This window comes from Ruegeria sp. HU-ET01832 (genome assembly GCF_040371315.1).
Taxonomy (GTDB): Bacteria; Pseudomonadota; Alphaproteobacteria; order Rhodobacterales; family Rhodobacteraceae; genus Ruegeria; species Ruegeria lacuscaerulensis_A.
Genome location: NZ_BAABWL010000002.1, coordinates 227218 through 249157, shown reverse-complemented (window position 1 = coordinate 249157; position 21940 = coordinate 227218). Strand labels below are relative to the sequence as shown.

The window sequence follows — 21940 nt, the reverse complement described above, 5'->3', positions numbered from 1 at the left end:
TGACGAAAAGTTAAGGATTATTCATCCAAAGGAGGGGCCGAAGGCGTTTCGATACCTGCACGACGGGCCGCCTGGTTCTGTTGATCCGCGTTCAGCGCCTCTTTCCGGTAGACCTGCTCATAGCGGTCGATCTTGAACAAACGCAAACGGGTCAGTCGACCTTGCTTCCTACGGAACTCGGCATCCTCAGTATCAACCACCTGACGGGTATTGGACGGGACGCCGTAGCGGCTTGAGGCTGTCACCAACGCGGCATCCGTCGATGGAATCGCCGTATTCGGATTCAGAGCTGCCGGATTGCCGCCAAGCGCCGCAACCGCATCGGCTGTTGGCGTTGGGTCGGTCAGGTTACCACCGCCCGGGGTTGGAGCAGGCAGAAACTGATAATCTTCAGGCTGCGTCAGAGGTTTGACTGGCAGCACGGAAAACTCGTCCGGCCCTGGCCCCGGCGCTTCAAGGTGGCGCAGGCCGATATCGGAACATCCCGCAACCGCAAAGGCCAATGTCACAGCAAATATGGAACGCGGCAACCGCATCAGAGTCTCCAGCCTGTTTCGGGCGTTTTAACGCATATCGACGAGCGCGTCACGAGGGCTTTTTGCTGTCGAAGAGCACCAGCCCTATGGCCCCCGCAAAAATGAACACGTCGGCAAGGTTGAAAACATATGGGTTGTTGATGCCGCAACATGACATGTTCAGAAAATCGAGAACAAAACCATAGAGCACACGGTCAACAACATTGCCCAACGCTCCGCCGATCAGCAAACCGCCGCAGAACAGCATCAGCTTTGATGGCGCAGAGCGCATCAGCCAGATCAACACAGCAACCGAGATCGCAACGGACACGCCGATCAGCACCCAGCGCGCCGCGTCGCTATCGCCCTGAAACAAGCCGAAATTGATGCCCCGATTCTCGCCGTATTTGAGCACAAGCAAGGGCGGCAGAACGTCGATATCGCCCTCGGCCACGCGCATGACGTGGATGACCAGATATTTGCTGATCTGGTCGATCGCGAACGCCGCAAGCGCAGCCAAAAGGAGCAAGCGACAGCGCATTAGTGACGGAAGTGCCGCATACCGGTGAAAACCATGGCCAGACCGGCCTCGTCCGCCGCTGCGATCACTTCGTCATCACGCATCGAACCACCCGGCTGGATCACACAGGTCGCGCCGGCCTCGGCGGCCTCCATCAAACCGTCGGGGAAGGGGAAGAACGCATCCGACGCCACAGCCGAGCCGATGGTCAACGGCTGCGGCAGCCCCAGCACATCGGCCATACGCTCGGCTTTCTTGGCCGCAATCAGCGCCGAGTCCACGCGGCTCATCTGGCCAGCACCCACACCCACTGTCGCGCCGTCCTTGACGTAGACGATGGCGTTGGACTTGACGTGTTTCGCCACTTTCCAAGCAAACAGCAGATCGCGCATTTGTTCATCAGTTGGCGCTTTCTTGGTGACCACTTTCAGGTCATCCATACCGACAAAGCCATTGTCCTTGTCCTGCACAAGCAGGCCACCGGCCACTTGACGGACGGTCTTGCCGCCTGCGGTCACATCCGGCAGCCCTTCGGTCGTCAGCAGACGCAGGTTCTTCTTGGCAGCAAAGATCGCCTTGGCCTCATCCGACGCGCCCGGAGCAATCACAACCTCAGTGAAAATCCCGGTGATTTCCTGCGCGGTTTCCGCATCCAACGGCTGGTTCAGCGCCACGATCCCACCAAAGGCCGAGGTGCGGTCGCAGTCGAACGCCGCCTTATAGGCATCGATCAGCGTGGGGCCCGTTGCCACACCGCAGGGGTTGGCGTGTTTGATGATAGCACAGGCAGCACCTTGCGCCGGGTCGAATTCAGCCACCAGTTCAAAGGCTGCGTCGGTGTCGTTGATGTTGTTGTAGCTGAGTTCTTTGCCCTGATGCTGCACCGCCGTGGCAACGCCGGGCCGATTGGTGCCGTCGGTGTAGAAAGCCGCCTGTTGGTGGCTGTTCTCGCCATAGCGCAGGGTCTGTTTCAGCTCACCCGCAAAGGCGCGGCGTTTGGGGGCCTCAAGCTCCAGCGCGTCGGCCAGCCAGTTGGACACGGCGGTGTCATAGGCGGCGGTGCGGGCATAGGCTTTTTGCGCCAGCTTGCGGCGGAATTTCGGGCAGGTCGCGCCGTTGTGCTGATCCATATCGCCCAGCAGTTTGTCGTAATCCTCGACATCAACGACCACGTTTACAAAGGCATGGTTCTTTGCTGCCGCGCGGATCATCGCAGGGCCGCCAATGTCGATATTCTCGACACATTCGTCATATCCAGCCCCCTTCGCCACGGTCGCCTCGAACGGGTAGAGGTTCACCACCAGCAGGTCGATCGCGCTAATCCCGTGCTCGGTCATCGCGGCCACATGGGTGTCGTTGTCACGCAGCGCCAGCAGCCCGCCATGCACCATCGGGTGCAGGGTCTTGACCCGGCCGTCCATCATTTCGGGAAAACCGGTGATCTCGCTGACGTCTTTCACGTCCAGCCCCGCCTCGCGCAGGGCCTTTGCGGTGCCGCCGGTTGACAACAACTCGACCCCGCGCTCGGCCAGCGCCTTGCCCAGATCGATCAATCCGGTCTTATCGGATACGGAAAGCAGCGCGCGGCGCACGAGGTGAAGGTCGGTCATGGGTCCAAAGGTCCTTTTGGCGTCAGTCGAAATCGGGCTCGTCCCGGTGCACATCGCGCACGGCATAGGCTGTATCCTGTGCCTTGCTCAACGTCCACCGAATGCGCGTCGCATACTCCATTGCGCGGCCAGATAGAACGATCTGTTTTGTCGCGCGCGGCTTTAGACGCCCTTTTTCAAGATAAACGCTTGGTTCGACAGTCAGTTTTGCCACCCCGTCATGACGAAATACCCAGATCTCACCGCTTTTGAGCGCCATTGACACCGCCGCGCCGCCCAAATCCAGCGCCGCATCAACGTCGGGATGCAGGTGGAATCTAATATCGAATCCGATGCCTTGCAGGCTCGAGGCGTTCATCGCCTTGTCGAATTGTCGTTTTGCCCGGTCATCCGACGTCAGCAGAATATCCTCGCAAACCAGTTCGCGCCCGTCAAAGCGCAGTTCGAACGTACGGGCGTGGGTCAGGCCGAACACTTTCGAATAGCCATCATGCCCGGCCATGAACTTCGCACCTTCAAAGGATTCTTCGAATTCGTTCGGAACATCAGTCGGTGCATCGACCAGGGCTTCGGCTCCTCGGTGGTCAGGGCTGGTCAGGCGGGCGCTGGAATAGCCATCAAGGCACAAGGTTGAATGCGACGGGGTTGCGCGTCCTGCCCGGCGCCATTCCGCGCCGAAGGTTTCCCCTGATCCGCAATTCACGATCAGGGGGCGTCGGCCCGAGGTCAGTTCGAAAGCCAAGGTTGAGGCATGCGCGTTATACGACGCTGGCCCCTTGGGCGGTGCGCTGGCATCCACGATTACACTGGTTCGCGCTGCATAAAGGCGCGCGTAGCCCATCGACAGGCCAGTGGCATGATGTGGCCGCACGCCACTTTGCGCCAGCGCCTGATCCAAACGTCCTTCTAGCCCGCGCCCGCCTCCGTGAAACCGCGCCAGTCCCCCGTCCGAGTGCCGCAGACAGCGCAGTGTGGGGGCCATCCGCTTGATCGCACCCGCCTGTGCGCCGGGCGTCCCCCTGCCTAGCTCGCTGAGTGCTGCGGATGTCCAGGCCAGCAACGTGAAAACCTCAAGCAATTCTTCTGGATTGCGGGTCAGTAAACCACCCTTAGGGTCAATTTGACTGTCACATTCCCGCGCCAAAGCGCGCAGGGCCGGGTCTGCCATATGTTCAAGACCCTCCAGCGCCAGACCGGCCTGAACCAAACCCGCCAAAGCTTCGAACCGCGGCAATCCCGGCGTGGCGGCTTTCCAGCGCTTGGACAGAAACCAAGTCTGCTGCGACAAAACTCGAAAAAACTGCTGGCGCTGTTTTTCATCCGTACCACGTAACAAAAAGGCAGAGTGGTTGACCCAGCGCATCACACGACGCCCGGTCAGATCAGGCGCCCAGCCGGGACCGTGACCGCGCCCATGTGCCGCAATCCAACCCCAGACCCAGCGTTGCGCCTTCTCGCGCGCACGCATGTCGCCAACGGCCGCCAGATCATCGAGCCATGCAAACCCGTGCCGTTCATTGTCGAAACCGGCACTTGGGGCCGTAACATCCCATAGCTCGGTATCCTGTGCCTCGACCAGAAAACCTGCAAACAGAAGGTTTCCGGCGACCAGCTGTCGACCCCGGGCAAACGCGCCAATCGTCCGGGGTTCGGGCTCACCCACAAAACCACTGACGGGTTTGCGCCGCTGACTGAGCCGCGCGTAGAGGCGGTTTTGAAACCGCGTCCACCGGTTTGCCATGGTATCCTTGTTTGACATGCCGCCCGTTACTCTGCCCTGTGCGCTCTGCTGGCGCCTAAGCGCAACGATAAACCGCGTCGCGCGTCATGTCATCGAAAAGCGTCGCATCAGGCAGATTTGTTCAGGCACGCGATATAGAAACCATCCATACCACCCCGATCCGCCCAATAGTCAGGCCGCAGGCGCAGGCCGCCTTCTTCGGTGATCCAAACCTTGTCGATGCCAGCAATATCCAGCGCCTCGCGGTCGACCTGCATGTCCGGGAAAAGATCCAACGCTTCTTCGATCTGAACCTCACCCTCGTCCGGCAGCAGGGAACAGGTGCAGTAAACCAGCCGCCCGCCGGGTTTGAGCAGGCCCCACGCATGGGCCAGCATCTGTGCCTGCAATTCGATCAACCCGCCAAATTCCGAGCCATCCTTGGCAAAGGGCAGGTCCGGGTGGCGGCGGATCGTACCGGTTGCCGAACAGGGCGCGTCCAACAGGATCGCGTCGTATTGGCCCTGATGCTCTAGCACATCACCAGCGATGACCTTGGCTTTCAGCCCCGTTCGTTGGAGATTCTCGCGCACACGTTCTAACCGAGAATCCGACACATCAAGCGCTGTAACGTTCGCTCCGGCCGCGGCAATCTGCATGGTTTTCCCACCGGGGGCGGCGCAGAGGTCAAGTATGTTCTCTCCGGCCTTCGGTGCAAGTACCTGAACGGGGATAGCTGCAGCAGCATCCTGTACCCACCAATCGCCATTGTCGAACCCCGGCAAGGTCGAGACCTGCCCCCCATCCTGTACCCGGCGCGAGCCAGTGGGCAGCGTCTCACCGGGGCCGTTGGCGCCGGGTTTGACGGTAATATCCAGCGGCGCGCCTGCGAAATGCGCTTGCTCCATACCGGTGATGGCATCAGGGCCCCAAGCCACGGTCAGCGGGTCGCGCAGCCATTTGGGCAGTCGAGGAACGCGCATCTTGGGCCATGCCTCGGGCGCTTCAGCGGCCACCTTGCGCAGCACCGCGTTCACCAGACCCTTGAGGCGGCCATGTTTGCGCGACCGGCCAACGATCTCGACCATAGAATTGACTACCCCATGCGCGGCCTCGCCGTGACACAGTTCCACTGCGCCAAGACGCAGGGCGTTATGTACGGTCAACGCAGGGGTCCGGTTCAAATGGTTGTCCAGCAGACGGTCGGCGCGTTCCAACCCGCGCAGGGTTTCCAACGTCAGGCGCTGTGCGCGGGCGCGGTCTTCGCGGTCCAGCCGGTCCAATGCGCCGGCGGCCAGACATTCGGACAACAGACGCCCTTCGCCCAATATCTGATCCAGCAGATAGATCGCGCTGCGCCGCGCGGCTGTTGCGTTGTCGGACATGGAACCGCCTTTGATGTGACCCTCGCCCGCATTGCCAAACGCGGACGGGGGCGTATATCAAGCCCTAGCACGGAAAGGAACCCGATCTCATGAGCGACGACCGCAAAGACCTGCCGCCCGCCGCCCAACGCGCTTTGGCCGAGGCCGAGGACCGCCGCCGCAAGGCCGCAGCCGAGGCGAAAGAGCAGCCCAAGGAACTGGGTGGCCGCGACGGCCCCGACCCCGCCCGCTATGGCGATTGGGAGAAGAAGGGCATCGCGATCGATTTCTGACCGCTCAGCCCCGCAGCGCGGTCAGGAAATCGGCAATCAACGCGCGCTGTTTTTTGGATTTCGCCCGATCCTCGGGCCATGTCAGCCAATAGCCGTCTTTCGTGTTCAGCGCGTGCAAGTCCAGACGCCGCAAGCGCCCGGCCTGCAGATCGGCCTGCGCCAGAGGTTCGGACCCCAACGCCACCCCCATCCCTTGCCGTGCTGCCGACAGGGCGTGTTCCATCGAGTCGAAGCTGATCACCGAAGGCGGCAGATCGTCATGGCCAGTCTTGCGCGCCCAGTCGCGCCAGGCAGGTCGCTCGCCACGCAGGTCGATCAGGGGGGCTCCCCAGTAGACACCGGGGGCGGCCATGGGCACCAGAACCTCGAGCGCGATCCGTTCAGCCCCGCGCCCCGGCCACGCACCGCGCCCGTAGCGGATCTGCAGCCAAGTGCGTTCCTCGTCCAGCGATGACCGCCGCGCGACAGAATCCGTCATCACCCGCACCTTGGGACGCATCTGCTGAAACCGGGGGATCGCCGGAACCACAAGCGCGTGGATGTTCGACGACAGCCCCGCCACGCGCAGTTCGCGCGGGGCTTTGCCGAACAAATCCTCGGTGTTGCGTTCCAACGCCTGCAGGCTGTCCTGCACCAGCGGCAAATAGCTTTCGCCTTCGACCGTCAGCGACACGCCGCGTGCCTCGCGGACAAACAGGGTCCGGCCCAGCCAAGCCTCAAGGTTCGCGATCCGCTGACTGACCGCCGCCTGCGTCAGCCCGAATTCCTTCGCCGCTGCAGAGAATCCGCCCAGCCGACCGGCGGCCTCAAACACGCGCAACCAGTCCAGAGGTGGCAATCCGATCTTTTTCCGAGCCATAAGTTTTTCCATCCCTCAGTCGCAATAAGGTTTAATTGTGGTAATGCCACGAGGGGCGTATCTCCTCAACCATAGCCCGCGCCGAACAGGAGAGACCTCATGCTGCGCACCGCCACTCACACCACGCAGATCGTGACTGTTGAATTTGCCGATGGCACACAAGCGCGCTTTCACGCCATCTGGCTGCGCGACAATGCGCTGGACCCCGACACCCGCGCGCCGGGCAATGGTCAGCGCCTGATCACCATCGGGGACATTCCCGTCAATGTCTCGGTCAGCGCGGCCGAAGTTCTGAACGGCGATCTGAGCGTCACCTTCCAGCCCGAAGGCAAGACGGTGACCTTCCCCGCCCATTGGCTGGCCGATCACATCTATGACCATGACCATACTGAAAAGAGGGGTCGCCTCGCCCCCGGCCTCACCACATGGGACAGCACTCTGACCCCGCCCAGCGCGGATTGGAACGCAGTCCACGCCGACCCCAAGGCCAAGCGCGACTGGCTGGCCGCCGTGGCAGAGTTCGGCTTTGCCAAGCTGGCCGGCGGCTCGACCGAACCGGAATCGCTGCTGCAGGTGGCTGATCTGTTCGGCTATGTGCGCGAAACCAACTACGGCCCCTATTTCGAGGTCCGCACCGAGGTGAACCCGACCAACCTTGCCTTTACCGGGCTGGGATTGCAGGCCCATACCGACAATCCCTATCGCGATCCGGTGCCCACGCTGCAGATCCTATATTGTCTGGAAAACAGCGCTGAGGGCGGCGATTCCATCGTGGTGGACGGCTTCCGCGCCGCCGAAAAGTTGCGCGATCAGAACCCCGATGGTTTTGCCCTGCTGGCCGGATACCCGGCGCGGTTCGAATACAAGGGCGAAGACGGCGTCTGCCTGCGGTCGCGCCGCCCGATGATCGAGCTGTCACCGGATGGCGAGCTGGTCAGCATCCGGTTCAATAACCGCTCCTCTGCACCGTTTGTCGATATCCCGTTCGACCGGATGGAGGCCTATTACGCCGCCTATCGTCAGCTTGGCGACATCATCGACGACCCGGCCATGGGTGTGTCCTTCAAACTGGCACCAGGTGAGAGCTTCATCGTCGACAACACCCGCGTCCTGCATGCGCGGCTGGGCTATTCCGGCACTGGATCGCGCTGGTTGCAGGGGTGTTACGCCGACAAGGATGGCTTGCTGTCCACACTGGCGGCGATGGAAATGGCACAGCCGGAGGCGGCGGAATGAAACCCGATTTCTCGACCCTGAACCGCGACAATATCGTGGCCTTCATCGGCGACATCTTCGACCGCCGCGGCGGCGAGGAATATCTGGGCGAACCCGTCACCATGGCCGAACATATGCTGCAAGGGGCCACGATTGCTGAACAGAACGGCATGCCCGAGGAAATCATCGTCGGCGCCCTGCTGCACGATATCGGCCACTTTACGTCCGAGTTCGGCACCTATCACCCCGACGACACCGAAGACCGCCACCACGAGGATGCAGGTGCCGAAGTGCTGGAGCAGTTCTTCCCGTCCGTCATCACCGATTGCTGCCGGTATCACGTGGCGGCCAAGCGCTATCTCTGCGCCACCAAGCCCGAGTATTTCAACCGGCTGTCCACCGCCTCGGTCCACACATTGGAGTTGCAGGGCGGCCCGATGAACCCCGAAGAGGTGGCCGCGTTCGAGGCCAACCCGAACCTGAAAGAGATCATTCAGGTCCGCTATCTGGACGAGGCTGGCAAACGCGCGGGCATGGAAACCCCCGATTTCGCCCATTTCGCCCCGATGGTGCGGCGCATGGTCGATAAGCATATGGGGGCCGCATGACCGCGCCTGAATACATCTTTGAAGCCAGCACCAAGCCGTCCCTACCTTGGCACGAGGTGCCCCTGATCCGGGCCACCGATGCATCCGTCAAAGGCTATGGTTGTTTGGTCGATGACCCTCAAGGGTTCGAGATCGAGATCACCCGCTGGCCGCAGCAAGGCTGGCGGCCCATCGACGAGGGCACCGGCGACGAAGGCGGCTGGGTTGAAGGCACGTTCAAATGCGACTGGCAAGGCGACGTGCTCTATGGCGAGAACGAGGCGGTCAAAGGCCACTATGTTCTGGGCTGGTCCGCCGATCCGCAGCAGGCGCAAACCGCACGCCAAACCGCGCCTCGTGATCAGGTCCTGCTGTGGCACATGAACTATCACCCGGATGGCGGTCAGATGTTCTGGCCCCTGGACAACAAGCCCTTCATCGTTCCTGCTGCCCTGCCCGGCGACAACCTGACGCCCGAGAAGGTCGTGGCCTTCTGGTGCGACGGCTCACGCGGGCTCTATATTCATCCCGGCATCTGGCACGAGGGAATTTTCCCGGTCCAAGACAGCCAGCGGTTTCTTGACCGTCAGGGCGCAGTTCATGCGCGCGTCAGCGCCGATATCGGGAAAGAGTTCGGCGTCTACCTGTCTTGCCCGCTGCGCGCGGACAAGATTAAGGAAGTGTAGGCAAAGCCCCAGTATGCGCCCGCCGCTTGCGAGTAACCCATAGCTGAACGGCCATCAGATACGGCACGTAGAACGCAAAGTTCTGTACAAGGTCAAACGGGCCCGAGAAATCGGGCTCGGACCCCAGCCCACCGGTCAGCAGATACCAAATCGTGTAGTGCACCCGATAAAGCCACGATCCCAGCGCCAGCCAGAACAGGCGCAGGCCCCAAGCCCAATGACCGGCACGGTCTTTGTTCAACGCCATACGCGCCGCCATCAGCGCTGCCGTGAACAGGCAAAGCCCATAAAGGAAAAAGGCCGCCGACATGACCGGACCTCCGATCGTGCCGCGCAGGGGGATATAGGTCATCCCGGCCAAACCCGTGATCAGTGCAAGTGTGACCAGCACTCGGCCCAAAATGCGATGGAAACGGGTGTATTTCCGCCGCAAGCCTGGCAGCACTTGCAAAGGGACAAGCGCGACCAATACGGTCCCGGCGAATATATGCACCAGCATCGCCAAATTGCCGACGCCCTGCCCGTCTGAAAACAAATAGCTTTGCTGCGCCGCGTCTTCAGACAGCCCGACACGGATCATGCTAAAACCATGTACGACGAAAGGCAGCAGCGTCAGATAGAACACCACCAGCAACAAGCCCAAAACTACGCGAGACTTCACGGTTCGCATAAGCTGACCCTAGCGCCTTTGGTCTCCGCGTCTATGGCTCAGAGGCCCAGCACATCCACCATGTCATACTGACCCGGCGCTTTGCCCTGCCCCCACAGCGCCGCTTTCAGCGCGCCGCGGGCAAAGATGGCGCGGTCGGTGGCCAGATGGCGCAGGACGATACGTTCACCCGGCGCGGCGAACAGGACGTCATGTTCGCCCACGATGTCTCCGCCGCGAATCGCGTGGAAACCGATGTCGCCGCGTTTGCGCGCGCCGGTGATACCGTCGCGGCCCCGGTCGGACACATCGGCCAAGTTGACCCCGCGCCCCTCGGCGGCGGCCTCGCCCAGCATCAGGGCCGTGCCCGAGGGCGCGTCGACCTTGTGGTGGTGGTGGCCTTCGATGACCTCGATATCGAAATCTTCGTCCAGTGCGGCCGCGACCTTTTTGGTCAGCTGCACCAGCAGGTTGACGCCGAGGCTCATGTTTCCGGCCCGCACGATCACCGCATGGCGCGCGGCAGGTTCCAGCGCCGCGATCTGTTCATCCGTCATGCCGGTGGTGCCGATCACATGCACACAGCGCGCCTGCGCAGCCAGCGCGGCGAACTCCAGCGTTGCCTCGGGCGCGGTGAAGTCGATCACCGCCTGCGCTTGCGCAAAGGCCTCCAGCGGATCATCGGTAACTGTGACGCCCAGCGCTGAACCGCCCATAGCCGTCCCTACATCCTGCCCGATCCAGTCATGGCCCGCACGTTCAACAACACCGACGAGACGCGCCTGATCGCTCTCAGACACGGTCTTGATCAGCATCTGCCCCATACGGCCCGAAGCCCCTGTGATGACGATCCCCGGAATATGGGTCATGGCGCTGGTCCTTTCGCATTAGTCGGCTCAAAGCCTCCTACCCGGTTCGCGCCCGCTTGGCAAAGGTGGGATTTGGGCTTAGATCGAAGTCATGGCAAAGAACAAATTCCACGACGGCCCCGGCCCGTCCCAACGGCAACTGCGTGTCGGCGAACTGATCCGCCGCACCCTGTCCGAGGTTCTGGCGCGCGGAGATGTCCACGACCCCGACCTGAACCGCATGTCGATCACTGTAGGCGAAGTGCGCACCTCGCCCGATCTGAAGATCGCCACCGCCTATGTGCTGCCTTTGGGCGGCAAGGGGCAAGAGAACGTGATCGAGCTGCTGGCCCGCAACAAAGGTGAGCTGCGGCGCATGATCGGCAAGAAGCTGAACCTGAAGTTTTCCCCCGATCTGCGGTTCCGTCTGGATGACACGTTTGACCGTCTGGACGACACCCGCCGCATGTTCGAACAGGACGCGGTGCGCCGCGATCTGGACGAGTGATCCGCACGCTGGCCACATTGGGCGCGCTCCTATGGGCCGCGCAAGCCGGTGCGGTAAGCTGCGAGAAAGTCACCCACGACGGCAAGCGCTATACTGTTTGTGAAGTGGACGCCGCCAATGAAGACCTGCGCCTGTTTCTGAACGATGACAGTGGCGATCTGCTGGGGCATTTTTCCTCGGTCAACGAGGCGTTGGCCCCCGGTGGTGAACGTCTGGCCTTTGCGATGAATGCGGGCATGTATCACGACGATCGCTCGCCCGTGGGTCATTATGTCGAGGACGGGCAGGAACAGATGCGCGTCATCTCCAACCCCGGCCCCGGTAATTTCGGCCTTCTACCCAATGGGGTGTTCTGTATCCGCGACGGCCGCGCTGACGTGTTTGAGACGCTAGATTTCGTCGATCAAGCGCCGGACTGCCGCTTTGCCACTCAATCCGGCCCCATGTTGGTGATCGACGGAGAACTGCATCCGCGTTTTCTGCCCGACTCGACCTCGCTGTTCGTACGCAATGGGGTGGGCACTAGTGCTGATGGCACCCGCGCGGTATTCGCGATCTCGGACGATTATGTCACCTTCCACGAGTTTGGCAGCCTGTTTCGGGACGTGCTGAAAACGCCCAACGCGCTGTTCTTCGACGGCAATATCTCGCGCATGTATGACCGGGCCGAGGGCCGCTCGGATATCGGGTTCTCGCTGGGGCCGATCGTGGGTGTGGTCGAAAGCGCACCCGTAAATTGACAGCGCCCATGTGATCCGCTACCCCGCGCGCCTTAGCATGAATCAAGGTGTGATATGGGACGCAAACGCAAGGGCCGCGACATTTCCGGTTGGCTGGTGGTGGACAAGCCTGCGGGCATGACCTCAACCGCTGTGGTCAACAAGGTGCGGTGGGCGATGGACGCGAAAAAGGCAGGCCATGCGGGCACGCTGGATCCCGAGGCAACCGGCGTTCTGGCCGTGGCTCTGGGTGAGGCGACCAAGACCGTTCCTTACATCACCGATGCGTTGAAAGCCTACACCTTCACTGTGCGTTTGGGGCAAGCCACCAACACCGACGATGCCGAGGGCGAGGTGATCGCCTCCAGCGATGCGCGTCCATCAGATGACGCCATCAAACAGGCGCTGACGCCGTTTCTGGGTGACATCATGCAGGTGCCGCCCAAGTTCTCCGCCGTAAAACTCGACGGCCAGCGCGCCTATAAACTGGCCCGCGATGGTGAGGATGTGGAACTGTCTGCCCGGCCTCTGTGGGTTGAGGAACTGATCCTTGTGGACCGACCCGACGCCGATCACGTGGTGCTGGAAATGACCTGCGGCAAGGGAGGTTATGTCCGCTCCATTGCCCGCGATCTGGGTGCCGCTTTGGGATGCCACGGCCATGTCAAAGAGCTGCGTCGCATCTGGTCCGGCCCGTTTGAGGTCGAAGACGGGATAAGCATCGAACAGATCGACGAGATGGCCAAGACCGAAGCCTTGGACGCCTATCTGCACCCGCTGGAAACCGGCCTCGCCGACCTGCCCGAGCTGAAATGCACGCCCGAGGGCGCCACCCGCCTGCGCAATGGCAATCCGGGTATGGTACTGGCTAGCGACGTGGAATATGGCGACGAGGCTTGGGCCTCGCTCGAAGGCAAAGCCGTAGCAGTGGGCATCTATAAATCCGGCGAATTGCACCCCAGCCGGGTGTTCGTCTCCTGAACTCCGTGTTAGGCGGGGGCATGATCACCCGAACGCATACCAAGGGCGATGCGCCCTCGACCGCCGTCTACTCCGATTGCGAGAAGTATCGCTATAGCCTGACCCGCGTGTGGGATGCGGGCGGGCGCAAGGCGCTGTTTGTGATGCTGAACCCCTCGACCGCGACCGAGGTACAGAATGACCCCACGGTCGAGCGCTGCGAACGGCGCGCGCGGGCGTTGGGGTTCGGTGCGTTTCAGGTAACTAATATCTTTGCCTGGCGCGATACTGACCCACGCAAGATGCGCGCCGCCGCCGATCCGGTAGGCCCCGCGAATGACGCCGCCATTCTAGACGGTGTCGAATGGGCGGATCAGGTCATTGCCGCATGGGGCACCCATGGCGCGCATCTGGATCGCGGCCCGGCGGTCGAGGCGCTGCTGCGCGGCACCGGCCAACCGCTGTTCCATCTGGGGCTGACAAAGGCGGGGCATCCAAAGCACCCTCTGTACATCGCCTATACCCAGCAGCCCGAACCGTGGTGACAAACAGTTAACCACGAGTCCAACCTGCCTTTGACCAAAGCCTTACGAAAATAGGATAAATCACCCTCGGAGAACTGCGTTCACGGAGGGTTGCCATGTTCTTGATCGGACTACTCGGTCTGGCCGCCATGGGCGGTGCAGCCTATGCAATCAGCGATGTGTTTGAGCCCGAGGAAGAGGTCGAAGAGGACGACATCCAGGAAGAGGAACCCGTCGACCTGTCCGAGGGCAACCTGCTGGACATGGATGAGAATATCGACGCCCCCGAAACCTGGGAAATCTCGACCGGATCGGTGCTTTCGGAGCAAGGCGGCAATCTGATCATCACCGGGTCCGAAGATACCGACCTTTTGACCGGGCAGGACGGCGACGATCAGATTAACGGGTATGAAGGCGACGACACCATCATCGGCGGCGCGGGCGAAGATGTGCTGCACGGCGGCAAAGGGGATGACATTATCACGGGCGGCCTTGATGACGACGTGCTGCATGGTGAGGACGACGACGACCAGCTCTCTGGTGATCAGGGCGACGACACGTTGTTTGGTCATTTCGGTGATGACACCCTGACAGGCGGCGACGGTGAGGACGAGCTTTACGGCGGGCAGGACGATGACACTCTGACCGGGGATGCGGGCGGTGATGCGCTGCATGGGGGATATGGGGACGATCATCTTGACGGTGGCGAAGGCGAAGACGTTCTGTTTGGTGGCGATGGCGATGACGTGCTGATCGGGCAGGATGGCGCGGATGGGGATGCGGTTGATTTCCTCAATGGCGGCGCAGGGGATGACACGATTCTGGCCGAAAGCGTGGATATCGTCACCGGCGGCGAAGGCGAGGATGACATCGTGATCACGCCCGAAGAAGATGACGCCGCCGTCACTGTCATGGACTTCCAACCGGGTGAGGACAAGCTGCTGATCTCGTGGGAGGGTGAGGAAGACCCCGACATTCAGATCGAACCGGATACCGAGGATGACAGTCTGACCAATGTCACGATCAACGGCCAGACCATTGCTCAGCTGCTAAAGGCCGAGGGGCTGACCCCCGATGATATCCAGCTGATCTCCGAAGGAGATCTGGCGCAACTGAACGCACTGGGTCAAATGACGCAGGGCTGAGCGTCACAGAATCTCTTTGCCATTTCTCCCAATACCGCTTATACGCGCGCATCCGCATCGGAATCGGTGCGGTTTTCTCCATGGGCCTGTGCTGGACGACATCCCGGCCTGCGCCATCAACCTTAACCTTTTACAAGGAGACCCCGATGTCGATTACTGCCGCTGAAAAAGCACGCGTCATGAAAGAATTCGCAACCAAAGAAGGCGACACCGGTTCGCCTGAAGTCCAGGTTGCTATCCTGACCTCGCGCATCACCACCCTGACCGAGCACTTCAAGACCCACAAAAAAGACAACCACGGGCGTCGCGGTCTGCTGAAAATGGTCGCCCAGCGCCGTAAGCTGCTGGACTACCTGAAGGGCAAGGAAGAAGCACGGTATCAGGACCTGATCAAAAAGCTGGGCATCCGCCGCTAAACGCTTCTTGCAACAGACTTGAAACCGGATATTTCCGATTTGAACGCCCGCCAATTTGGTGGGCGTTTTATTTGTGGCTTTACGAGTTCGGCGGCACCGTCACGGCATAGCGCCAGTAGCACTCGGCGGTGTCAACCGCGAGGGGCTTTCTTTCCGTCGGTGATGACCGATCAAATCTCCGCTTTGTAGTGCGCTAGAAACATTGCGATGCAGTCATCCATAATTTCTCTTGGCGTTGGGTTCTCACCAAGAAAGAACTCTGGCCAGAAAAAGAAGTTTTTCGCGAGCGCCAGGAGTTGGTTAGTTGCGAAGACCGGATCGGCTTTGCGGATCACGCCTGCGTCCATGGCTTCTTCGATCAACCGCGTCATCGGGTAGTCGTGGGTTTCGGTCTCTGTGAAAAAACTTCGGGACCGGTCGAGGTCACGGATCAACTCTGACAAGACCATACGATTTAAGCCGATCGCCGTCTCTTCCGTTATGATGGCGATATACTTCCACAAAGCATCCCTCAATTGCTCAACAAAGTCGCGCTCTGGGTCGTAGGAGACCGGCTCCATGCTCCGGTTCTGTTCCAACATGATCTCTGAAATCGCGTCAAACAGCGCCTCCTTGCTTTCGAAGTGATTGTAAAGCGTGCGACTCGATACGTTCGCTTTTTTGGCAATGGAGGTGGTCTTCGCCCCCAGAAACCCCTGTTCCTTGAACTCATCGATGGCTGCGTCGATGATATCTTTCCGTTTTTTTTCAGTACGTTTCACGGTTTTCGCCTCAAAAGTAAAATCACCTGTTTACAATCATCACATCCTCTCATAAGTAAACTTCATAATTTACTTTTGCAAGGCAATGTGCCTTCCAACCCAAGAGGACCTGGATCATGGCTACCAAAACTTTCACTGCTGGCAAAAACCAAGTGACCTTCAAATCCTTTGGCGTGGATTTGGCAGGTGATCTTTACCTGCCAGAAGGCTTTGATGAGACAAAGACCTACAAGGCCATCGTAGGGGCCAGCCCCTTCCCGCAGGTAAAGGACCAAATTCCGGCAACCTATGGGCCAGAAATGGCGGCACGCGGCTTCATCTATCTTGGCTTCGATTATCTCGGCATGGGCGACTCCCCGGCGCTTCCGGGCGAACACAAACAGTCGCGCTATAACTTCCGCCTGATCGAAAACACATGGGACGCGGTATCCTATTTGGGCACGTTACCCTTCGTTGAGGTAATCTACGGCCTCGGCGTCTGTCAGGGTGGTCAGACCATTGCATCGGCAGCGGTGACCGACCACCGCATCAAGAAAATTGCGATGGTCTCGGGCATGATGGCCTCAAACGCGTTCCAGTGGACCGACCGCGACATGGTCGACCAGATGATCGAGGCCGCAAACGCCTCGATGCAAAAGCAATATGAGACCGGCGAACCAGACTTCGTTGCCCCCTTCGGCCTAAACGACGAGATGTCCCGACAAGACTTCATCGACCTTGGTATCAACCCAATGGCGGGGGAAACTTACGACTACTACGGACGTGACGGTGCCAAAGGCCCGGTTGCGGTTCCAAACTACACCAACATGCATATTGGCGATCAGCCCATGCAGTCGCTGTTCTCGATTTGTGAAGCCTACGCCGACAAGATCACGCAACCGTCTCTGACTATCTACGGCACAACTGCAGTCACTGCGATTTGCTCAACGGCCTTCATCGAGAAGCTGACTAACGAGCACGAGGAAGTAGCTTTTGACGAGTTCAGCCATGTAGACTTCTACTACAAGCCCGAAGCTGTGAAAGCATCGACCGATGCCGTTGCAGAGTTCTTCAACAGATGAACCAATGAGGCAGAGGTCACAGGTTAGGCTCTGGCTATCTTACCGAAAGGCGGACCTTTGGCTGTAGCGCAGCAATTGTGAAAGTGGGCCCTTAGTCGACGGTCACTTTCGAAAAAAATGCCCGCCAAAGGGCGGGCATTTCGCTTTTTTGACAGCTCCCGGTCTTACATCTTGGCCTTTTCCGATTTCAGTGCCAGCCACAGGCAGTAGCACATCATCAGAACGACCAGCGTGAACGGGATACCGGTTGACACCGCCGCGCCCTGCAGGGCCGACAGACCGCCACCCAGCAATAGGGCAATCGCCACCAAACCTTCAAGCGTACACCAGAACACGCGCTGGATCACTGGCGCATCCATCTTGCCACCCGCCGTGATCGTGTCGATCACCAGCGAGCCCGAGTCCGACGAGGTGACAAAGAACACCACGATCAGAACCAGTGCGATGGGGGCCACGATCGAATACAACGGCAACTCTTTCAGGAAGCCGAACAGCGCGCCCTCGGGCGCATAGCTGTCGATCACCGTGGCGCGGACGCCTTCGGCGCCGCCTGCGTTCAGCATGTCGATGGCCGCTCCGCCAAAGGTCGACATCCAAAGCGCGCAGACTGCAGTAGGTGCCAGCAGCGCACACAGGATGAACTCGCGAACCGTGCGACCCTTGGAGATGCGGGCGATGAACATGCCCACGAACGGAGACCACGCGATCCACCACGCCCAGTAGAAGGTCGTCCAGCCATGGAAATAACTGGTATCTTCACGCCCGAACGGGTTGGACAAGGCCGGTAGGTGCGTCACGTAATCCACCATGACGTTGAAATACCGCGCGATGGCGGTTCCGACGCCGGTGACGACGATCACAAAGATGAACAGACCTACGGCCATGATCATATTAATCTCGCTCAGCCGTTTCACGCCGGCATCCATGCCCATCAGGACCGAGCCCAGAGCGATCAGCGTGATGCCGATGATCAGCAGGACAACGACGGTCGGGCTGGGTTCGATGCCGAACACCTCATTCAACCCGGCTGCAACCTGCTGCGCACCCAGACCCAGGGATGTGGTCAGGCCGAACAGCGTGGCAAACACCGCCAGAGTGTCGATAATGTGACCCCACCAGCCCCAGACGCGTTCGCCGAGGATCGGGTAGAAGGCCGACCGTAGGGTCAACGGCAGGTCCAGATTATAGGCAAAGATCGCAAGGCTCAGGCCCACGGCAGCGTAAACTGCCCAGCCTTCCAGACCCCAGTGGTGGATCGTACCCACAACGCCCGCGTATTCATTGCCCGGCACAGCGATATCAATGCCCAGCGGTACGGCGTTGCCGCCCTCGGCGAAGTTGTAATAAACCGGCTCCATCACGCCAAAAAACAGCAGGCCGATACCAATACCGGCCGCGAACATCATCGCGATCCACCCGGCATAGGAATAGTCTGGTTTGGCGTCCTTACCGCCAATGCGCACGCTGCCGACAGGCAGAACGATCAACACCAGACAGAACAAGGTTATGGCGTCCACCGACAAGACAAGAAACCAGTCAAACGTGCTGGTTAGCCATGGCCTGAGCCACCCAAAAAACGTTGCGGCTGCCTCTTGGTTGGCCAGAGCGATCAGGACGAACGCAAAGATCAGGATGCTTGAGATCAAAAAGACCGGATTGTGTATATCCAGACCGAACGGGCGAACGTTGTCCTGCCCCAATTCGTATTCTGTTTCAAAGTCATAGATCCTTGGATCGGGATCCAGCATTTTCTTGGTTTGAGCCATTCGAAGCCCCTCTGTCCGCTAGGTGCAAACGCCAAGGTAGTCGGTCGGCTGACGGACAAGAATATCGTACCCCCTTGGCGTCGTTCCGTCTTTTCGACCGCGGGTTCAGTGCTAACAGCCTACACGCAAAGCAATATTTCCCAAAATGCATTCTTTTGGACGAATGTTAGCGCAATAAATCAATGTGCAAGCCTGCAATTATTGCGAGCCGGTTACCCCCGCCTCTTTCAAAAATCACTCAGTAGGCTAGGCTCTCAATCCTGAATTTGACTTAAACCATTTTGACCATTCGCCTCCGATCAACGCCAGCATATACTTAGCCGAATTGAGGACTCTAGTGCGCCTTTCATTCTATTTTGCCATAATGTTAATCACTGCCTGCTCCGCTGACCTGCTCTCACCCGAGGCTCTGTCTTCGAAAGTCACTCAGGCATCGACTTCAGAATTGTGCGGTGCCTACTTTCAGCCGCAAACCACCTCCCGCGGTAAACTCATGATCGAAGCAGAACTGGCCGAGCGCGGGGTAAACCAATGCACTTTGGGCAACTACGGTCAATTCAGTGTGTCGACGGCTGGGAAGACAATCTATTCAAGGTCCGACGCGCCCAGCGTAGACACATATGATTGCAGCGACTTTCCAACCGGCGCGGCGGCTCAGAAGTTCTTTTTGGCTTCTGGTGGTCCGGTTTCCGACCCTCATAATCTTGATGGAGATGGCGACGGCCTCGCCTGCGAGTGGGGCACGCAAATCCGAAAGATATCGACATACCGCCGACCCACGCCCGTCGTCAGGCGAACCTACTCCAAATGCTATACAGGTCCACGGGGCGGGACCTACACGATAACGGCAAGCGGCAACAAGAATTACGACGGCTGTTAACCCAAACGCCCTCGGCTGCCTTATCCCTTCCCTTTGACACCAATCTCATGTATGCGCGCGGGTATCTGAGACGTTGTGCCCTGACCCTGGCACTCGAATGGAAGATAAATGGGGTCGGCGGCAATGGGGCCGCCATGCAAACCGGAGACCCGCAGGGGCGGGAGTGCTCCGTTCTAGGATACGCATATGTTTGATGTAACTAAGAAATCTATGCAGTGGGGCGAAGAGACGCTGACACTGGAAACCGGCAAGGTTGCCCGTCAGGCCGACGGCACCGTGATTGCCACGCTGGGCGAAACCAGCGTCATGGCCAACGTGACCTTTGCCAAGAGCCAAAAACCCGGTCAGGATTTTTTCCCGCTGACCGTACACTACCAAGAGAAATACTATGCCGCCGGTAAAGTTCCGGGTGGCTTCTTCAAGCGCGAGGCGCGCCCGACCGAGAAAGAGACGCTGACCGCGCGTCTGATCGACCGTCCGATCCGCCCGCTGTTCGTTGACGGCTTCAAAAACGAAGTTCTGGTCATGTGCACCGTGCTGTCTCACGATCTGGTCAACGATCCCGACATCGTGGCGATGATCGCGGCGTCTGCTGCCCTGACCATTTCCGGCGCGCCGTTCATGGGCCCTATCGCCGGTGCCCGCGTTGGTTTCGTGGATGGCGAATACGTCCTGAACCCGACAGTGGACGACATGCAGGACCTGCGCCTGAACCCTGAACAGCGTCTGGACCTGATTGTCGCCGGGACCAAAGACGCCGTGATGATGGTGGAATCCGAAGCGTATGAGCTCTCTGAGGCTGAAATGCTGGGCGCGGTGAACTTTGCGCACGCGCAGATTCAGCCGGTGATCGACCTGATCATCTCGCTGGCCGAAGACGCCGCGAAAGAGCCGTTTGAATTCGCAGCTCCCGACTATGCGGACCTGTATGCCGCTGTTGCTGCAGCCGGTGAAGAGCAGATGCGCGCGGCTTTCGCGATCACCGACAAGCAAGAGCGCACCGCCGCCGTCTCTGCTGCCCGCGAAACCATCAAGGCAGCCCTGACCGAGGAACAGCTGGAAGACGCCAACCTTGGCTCGGCGATGAAAAAGCTGGAAGCCGGCATCCTGCGCGGTGACGTCGTTAAAGGTGGCAAGCGGATCGACGGTCGTTCGACCACTGATATCCGTTCGATCGTGGCCGAAACCTCGATGCTGCCGCGTACGCACGGTTCCGCCCTGTTCACCCGTGGTGAAACGCAGGCGCTGGCCGTGACCACCCTGGGCACCGGTGATGACGAGCAGTTCATCGACGCGCTGCACGGCAACTTCAAATCGAACTTCCTGCTGCACTACAACTTCCCCCCCTATTCGGTTGGTGAAGTTGGCCGCGTAGGTGGCCCCGGTCGTCGTGAGATCGGCCACGGCAAGCTGGCATGGCGCGCCCTGCAGGCGGTTCTGCCTGCGGCGACCGACTTCCCCTACACGATCCGTATCGTGTCCGAGATCACCGAATCCAACGGATCGTCCTCGATGGCGTCGGTCTGCGGCGGCTCGCTGTCGATGATGGATGCGGGCGTTCCGCTGAAAGCACCGGTTGCCGGTGTGGCCATGGGTCTGATCCTGGAAGATGACGGCAACTATGCCATCCTGTCGGACATTTTGGGTGACGAAGACCACCTGGGCGACATGGACTTCAAAGTGGCGGGTACCGAAAACGGCATCACCTCGCTGCAGATGGACATCAAGGTTGCGGGCATCACGCCCGAGATCATGGAAAAAGCCCTGGCGCAAGCCAAGGACGGCCGGATGCACATCCTGGGCGAGATGGGCAAAGCCCTGTCCGAGACCAACGAATTCTCGGTCCACGCCCCGCGCATCGAAACCATGAACATCCCGACCGACAAGATCCGCGAAGTGATCGGCTCGGGCGGTAAGGTCATCCGCGAAATCGTCGAGGTTTCGGGCGCCAAGGTCGACATCAACGACGACGGCGTGATTAAGATCGCCTCGCCGGACGGAGAGTCGATCCAGAAGGCCTATGACATGATCTATTCGATCGTAGCCGAGCCGGAAGAAGGTCAGATTTACACCGGCAAAGTGGTCAAGATCGTCGACTTTGGTGCCTTCGTGAACTTCTTTGGCAAGCGCGACGGTCTGGTCCACGTGTCCCAGATCGAAAACCGCCGCCTGAACCACCCCTCGGATGTTCTGAAAGAAGGTCAGGAAGTTAAGGTCAAGTTGCTGGGCTTTGACGACCGCGGCAAGGTTCGCCTGTCGATGAAAGTGGTCGATCAGGAAACCGGTGAAGAGATCGTTCCCGAAAAGAAAGAAAAGAAAGAAGACGCGGAATAA

General features: G+C 59.8%; 23 protein-coding genes. 13 read left to right on the top strand and 10 right to left on the bottom strand.

Annotated elements, in window-relative coordinates; genetic code table 11:
* Window positions 1-17: 17 nt before the first annotated feature.
* The 5 genes from ABWV79_RS06580 to ABWV79_RS06560 form a co-directional block, all read right to left on the bottom strand.
* Window positions 18-536 (bottom strand): DUF3035 domain-containing protein, encoded by a 519-nt coding sequence (locus ABWV79_RS06580; protein ID WP_170353672.1) that lies wholly within the window; start codon window positions 534-536, stop codon window positions 18-20.
* Between the two features lie 49 nt (window positions 537-585).
* A complete protein-coding gene (lspA, locus tag ABWV79_RS06575; protein ID WP_353391031.1) occupies window positions 586-1056 on the bottom strand; it encodes a signal peptidase II in 471 nt (156 codons plus the stop codon).
* The gene (gene purH, locus ABWV79_RS06570; RefSeq protein ID WP_353391030.1) at window positions 1056-2645 is read right to left on the bottom strand and encodes a bifunctional phosphoribosylaminoimidazolecarboxamide formyltransferase/IMP cyclohydrolase; all 1590 of its coding nucleotides are present in this window, start codon (window positions 2643-2645) and stop codon (window positions 1056-1058) included. Before purH ends, lspA begins: the two co-directional genes overlap by 1 nt.
* Window positions 2646-2667: 22 nt before the next feature.
* On the bottom strand, window positions 2668-4404 hold the full coding sequence (locus ABWV79_RS06565) for a heparinase II/III family protein (protein WP_353391029.1): 1737 nt from the start codon (window positions 4402-4404) through the stop codon (window positions 2668-2670).
* A gap of 89 nt (window positions 4405-4493) precedes the next feature.
* Window positions 4494-5750 carry an RsmB/NOP family class I SAM-dependent RNA methyltransferase gene (locus ABWV79_RS06560; protein WP_353391028.1) on the bottom strand — a complete coding sequence of 419 codons (1257 nt, stop codon included), beginning with the start codon at window positions 5748-5750 and terminating at the stop codon, window positions 4494-4496.
* A gap of 89 nt (window positions 5751-5839) precedes the next feature.
* On the opposite strand from ABWV79_RS06560, the gene ABWV79_RS06555 reads away from it, so the two are divergent.
* Window positions 5840-6022, top strand: coding sequence for a DUF1674 domain-containing protein (locus ABWV79_RS06555; RefSeq protein ID WP_170353677.1), 183 nt, complete (start codon window positions 5840-5842; stop codon window positions 6020-6022).
* 4 nt (window positions 6023-6026) lie between these two features.
* On the opposite strand, the gene ABWV79_RS06550 is transcribed toward ABWV79_RS06555, so the two are convergent.
* Window positions 6027-6881, bottom strand: coding sequence for a LysR family transcriptional regulator (locus ABWV79_RS06550; RefSeq protein ID WP_353391027.1), 855 nt, complete (start codon window positions 6879-6881; stop codon window positions 6027-6029).
* A 99-nt stretch (window positions 6882-6980) separates the two neighbouring features.
* Here ABWV79_RS06550 and tmpA point away from each other — a divergent pair, with 99 nt between their 5' ends.
* Genes tmpA through ABWV79_RS06535 form a run of 3 tightly spaced genes read left to right on the top strand, consistent with a single transcriptional unit; the run spans window position 6981 to window position 9369 of the window.
* Window positions 6981-8117, top strand: a complete 1137-nt coding sequence (tmpA, locus tag ABWV79_RS06545) for a 2-trimethylaminoethylphosphonate dioxygenase (RefSeq protein ID WP_353391026.1) — start codon at window positions 6981-6983, stop codon at window positions 8115-8117.
* A complete protein-coding gene (gene tmpB / locus ABWV79_RS06540) occupies window positions 8114-8704 on the top strand; it encodes a (R)-1-hydroxy-2-trimethylaminoethylphosphonate oxygenase (protein WP_353391025.1) in 591 nt (196 codons plus the stop codon). Before tmpA ends, tmpB begins: the two co-directional genes overlap by 4 nt.
* On the top strand, window positions 8701-9369 hold the full coding sequence (locus tag ABWV79_RS06535; RefSeq protein WP_353391024.1) for an ureidoglycolate lyase: 669 nt from the start codon (window positions 8701-8703) through the stop codon (window positions 9367-9369). Before tmpB ends, ABWV79_RS06535 begins: the two co-directional genes overlap by 4 nt.
* Here ABWV79_RS06535 and ABWV79_RS06530 read toward each other — a convergent pair.
* Together ABWV79_RS06530 and dapB are read right to left on the bottom strand one after the other, a co-directional pair.
* Complete coding sequence (locus ABWV79_RS06530; RefSeq protein ID WP_353391023.1) at window positions 9356-10039, bottom strand: DUF2306 domain-containing protein; 684 nt, start codon at window positions 10037-10039, stop codon at window positions 9356-9358. The two genes, ABWV79_RS06535 and ABWV79_RS06530, sit on opposite strands and share 14 nt — an antisense overlap.
* Before the next feature lie 38 nt (window positions 10040-10077).
* Window positions 10078-10887 (bottom strand): 4-hydroxy-tetrahydrodipicolinate reductase, encoded by an 810-nt coding sequence (gene dapB / locus ABWV79_RS06525; protein ID WP_353391022.1) that lies wholly within the window; start codon window positions 10885-10887, stop codon window positions 10078-10080.
* Between the two features lie 91 nt (window positions 10888-10978).
* Here dapB and rbfA point away from each other — a divergent pair, with 91 nt between their 5' ends.
* The 6 genes from rbfA to rpsO all read left to right on the top strand — a co-directional run bounded on the left by rbfA (window position 10979) and on the right by rpsO (window position 15138).
* A complete protein-coding gene (rbfA, locus tag ABWV79_RS06520; protein ID WP_353391021.1) occupies window positions 10979-11374 on the top strand; it encodes a 30S ribosome-binding factor RbfA in 396 nt (131 codons plus the stop codon).
* Window positions 11371-12114: a phosphodiester glycosidase family protein gene (locus ABWV79_RS06515; RefSeq protein WP_353391020.1), complete on the top strand. Its 744-nt coding sequence runs from the start codon at window positions 11371-11373 to the stop codon at window positions 12112-12114. Before rbfA ends, ABWV79_RS06515 begins: the two co-directional genes overlap by 4 nt.
* A 54-nt stretch (window positions 12115-12168) precedes the next feature.
* Window positions 12169-13074 carry a tRNA pseudouridine(55) synthase TruB gene (gene truB, locus ABWV79_RS06510; RefSeq protein ID WP_353391018.1) on the top strand — a complete coding sequence of 302 codons (906 nt, stop codon included), beginning with the start codon at window positions 12169-12171 and terminating at the stop codon, window positions 13072-13074.
* A 20-nt stretch (window positions 13075-13094) separates the two neighbouring features.
* Window positions 13095-13598: a DUF1643 domain-containing protein gene (locus ABWV79_RS06505; RefSeq protein WP_353391017.1), complete on the top strand. Its 504-nt coding sequence runs from the start codon at window positions 13095-13097 to the stop codon at window positions 13596-13598.
* Window positions 13599-13693: 95 nt separating this feature from the next.
* The gene (locus tag ABWV79_RS06500) at window positions 13694-14722 is read left to right on the top strand and encodes a calcium-binding protein (RefSeq protein ID WP_353391016.1); all 1029 of its coding nucleotides are present in this window, start codon (window positions 13694-13696) and stop codon (window positions 14720-14722) included.
* 146 nt (window positions 14723-14868) lie between these two features.
* Window positions 14869-15138 (top strand): 30S ribosomal protein S15, encoded by a 270-nt coding sequence (gene rpsO / locus ABWV79_RS06495; protein ID WP_039528663.1) that lies wholly within the window; start codon window positions 14869-14871, stop codon window positions 15136-15138.
* A 170-nt stretch (window positions 15139-15308) separates the two neighbouring features.
* Here rpsO and ABWV79_RS06490 read toward each other — a convergent pair whose 3' ends face one another.
* A complete protein-coding gene (locus tag ABWV79_RS06490; RefSeq protein ID WP_170755976.1) occupies window positions 15309-15899 on the bottom strand; it encodes a TetR/AcrR family transcriptional regulator in 591 nt (196 codons plus the stop codon).
* 116 nt (window positions 15900-16015) lie between these two features.
* Here ABWV79_RS06490 and ABWV79_RS06485 point away from each other — a divergent pair, with 116 nt between their 5' ends.
* Window positions 16016-16960, top strand: a complete 945-nt coding sequence (locus ABWV79_RS06485; RefSeq protein ID WP_353391014.1) for an alpha/beta hydrolase — start codon at window positions 16016-16018, stop codon at window positions 16958-16960.
* 164 nt (window positions 16961-17124) lie between these two features.
* Here the strand turns inward: ABWV79_RS06485 and ABWV79_RS06480 are convergent, their stop codons facing one another.
* Window positions 17125-18726 carry a BCCT family transporter gene (locus tag ABWV79_RS06480; RefSeq protein ID WP_170353689.1) on the bottom strand — a complete coding sequence of 534 codons (1602 nt, stop codon included), beginning with the start codon at window positions 18724-18726 and terminating at the stop codon, window positions 17125-17127.
* A 364-nt stretch (window positions 18727-19090) separates the two neighbouring features.
* Between ABWV79_RS06480 and ABWV79_RS06475 the strand changes: the two genes are divergently transcribed.
* Both ABWV79_RS06475 and pnp read left to right on the top strand, forming a co-directional pair.
* Window positions 19091-19606 carry an excalibur calcium-binding domain-containing protein gene (locus ABWV79_RS06475; RefSeq protein ID WP_353391701.1) on the top strand — a complete coding sequence of 172 codons (516 nt, stop codon included), beginning with the start codon at window positions 19091-19093 and terminating at the stop codon, window positions 19604-19606.
* A 186-nt stretch (window positions 19607-19792) separates the two neighbouring features.
* The gene (pnp, locus tag ABWV79_RS06470; protein WP_353391013.1) at window positions 19793-21940 is read left to right on the top strand and encodes a polyribonucleotide nucleotidyltransferase; all 2148 of its coding nucleotides are present in this window, start codon (window positions 19793-19795) and stop codon (window positions 21938-21940) included.

Coding starts and splice junctions, on each gene's coding strand:
- ABWV79_RS06580 (WP_170353672.1), bottom strand. CDS start 536: ATGCGGTTGCCGCGTTCCATATTTGCTGTGACATTGGCCTTTGCGGTT.
- lspA (WP_353391031.1), bottom strand. CDS start 1,056: ATGCGCTGTCGCTTGCTCCTTTTGGCTGCGCTTGCGGCGTTCGCGATC.
- purH (WP_353391030.1), bottom strand. CDS start 2,645: ATGACCGACCTTCACCTCGTGCGCCGCGCGCTGCTTTCCGTATCCGAT.
- ABWV79_RS06565 (WP_353391029.1), bottom strand. CDS start 4,404: ATGTCAAACAAGGATACCATGGCAAACCGGTGGACGCGGTTTCAAAAC.
- ABWV79_RS06560 (WP_353391028.1), bottom strand. CDS start 5,750: ATGTCCGACAACGCAACAGCCGCGCGGCGCAGCGCGATCTATCTGCTG.
- ABWV79_RS06555 (WP_170353677.1), top strand. CDS start 5,840: ATGAGCGACGACCGCAAAGACCTGCCGCCCGCCGCCCAACGCGCTTTG.
- ABWV79_RS06550 (WP_353391027.1), bottom strand. CDS start 6,881: ATGGCTCGGAAAAAGATCGGATTGCCACCTCTGGACTGGTTGCGCGTG.
- tmpA (WP_353391026.1), top strand. CDS start 6,981: ATGCTGCGCACCGCCACTCACACCACGCAGATCGTGACTGTTGAATTT.
- tmpB (WP_353391025.1), top strand. CDS start 8,114: ATGAAACCCGATTTCTCGACCCTGAACCGCGACAATATCGTGGCCTTC.
- ABWV79_RS06535 (WP_353391024.1), top strand. CDS start 8,701: ATGACCGCGCCTGAATACATCTTTGAAGCCAGCACCAAGCCGTCCCTA.
- ABWV79_RS06530 (WP_353391023.1), bottom strand. CDS start 10,039: ATGCGAACCGTGAAGTCTCGCGTAGTTTTGGGCTTGTTGCTGGTGGTG.
- dapB (WP_353391022.1), bottom strand. CDS start 10,887: ATGACCCATATTCCGGGGATCGTCATCACAGGGGCTTCGGGCCGTATG.
- rbfA (WP_353391021.1), top strand. CDS start 10,979: ATGGCAAAGAACAAATTCCACGACGGCCCCGGCCCGTCCCAACGGCAA.
- truB (WP_353391018.1), top strand. CDS start 12,169: ATGGGACGCAAACGCAAGGGCCGCGACATTTCCGGTTGGCTGGTGGTG.
- ABWV79_RS06505 (WP_353391017.1), top strand. CDS start 13,095: ATGATCACCCGAACGCATACCAAGGGCGATGCGCCCTCGACCGCCGTC.
- ABWV79_RS06500 (WP_353391016.1), top strand. CDS start 13,694: ATGTTCTTGATCGGACTACTCGGTCTGGCCGCCATGGGCGGTGCAGCC.
- rpsO (WP_039528663.1), top strand. CDS start 14,869: ATGTCGATTACTGCCGCTGAAAAAGCACGCGTCATGAAAGAATTCGCA.
- ABWV79_RS06485 (WP_353391014.1), top strand. CDS start 16,016: ATGGCTACCAAAACTTTCACTGCTGGCAAAAACCAAGTGACCTTCAAA.
- ABWV79_RS06480 (WP_170353689.1), bottom strand. CDS start 18,726: ATGGCTCAAACCAAGAAAATGCTGGATCCCGATCCAAGGATCTATGAC.
- ABWV79_RS06475 (WP_353391701.1), top strand. CDS start 19,091: ATGTTAATCACTGCCTGCTCCGCTGACCTGCTCTCACCCGAGGCTCTG.
- pnp (WP_353391013.1), top strand. CDS start 19,793: ATGTTTGATGTAACTAAGAAATCTATGCAGTGGGGCGAAGAGACGCTG.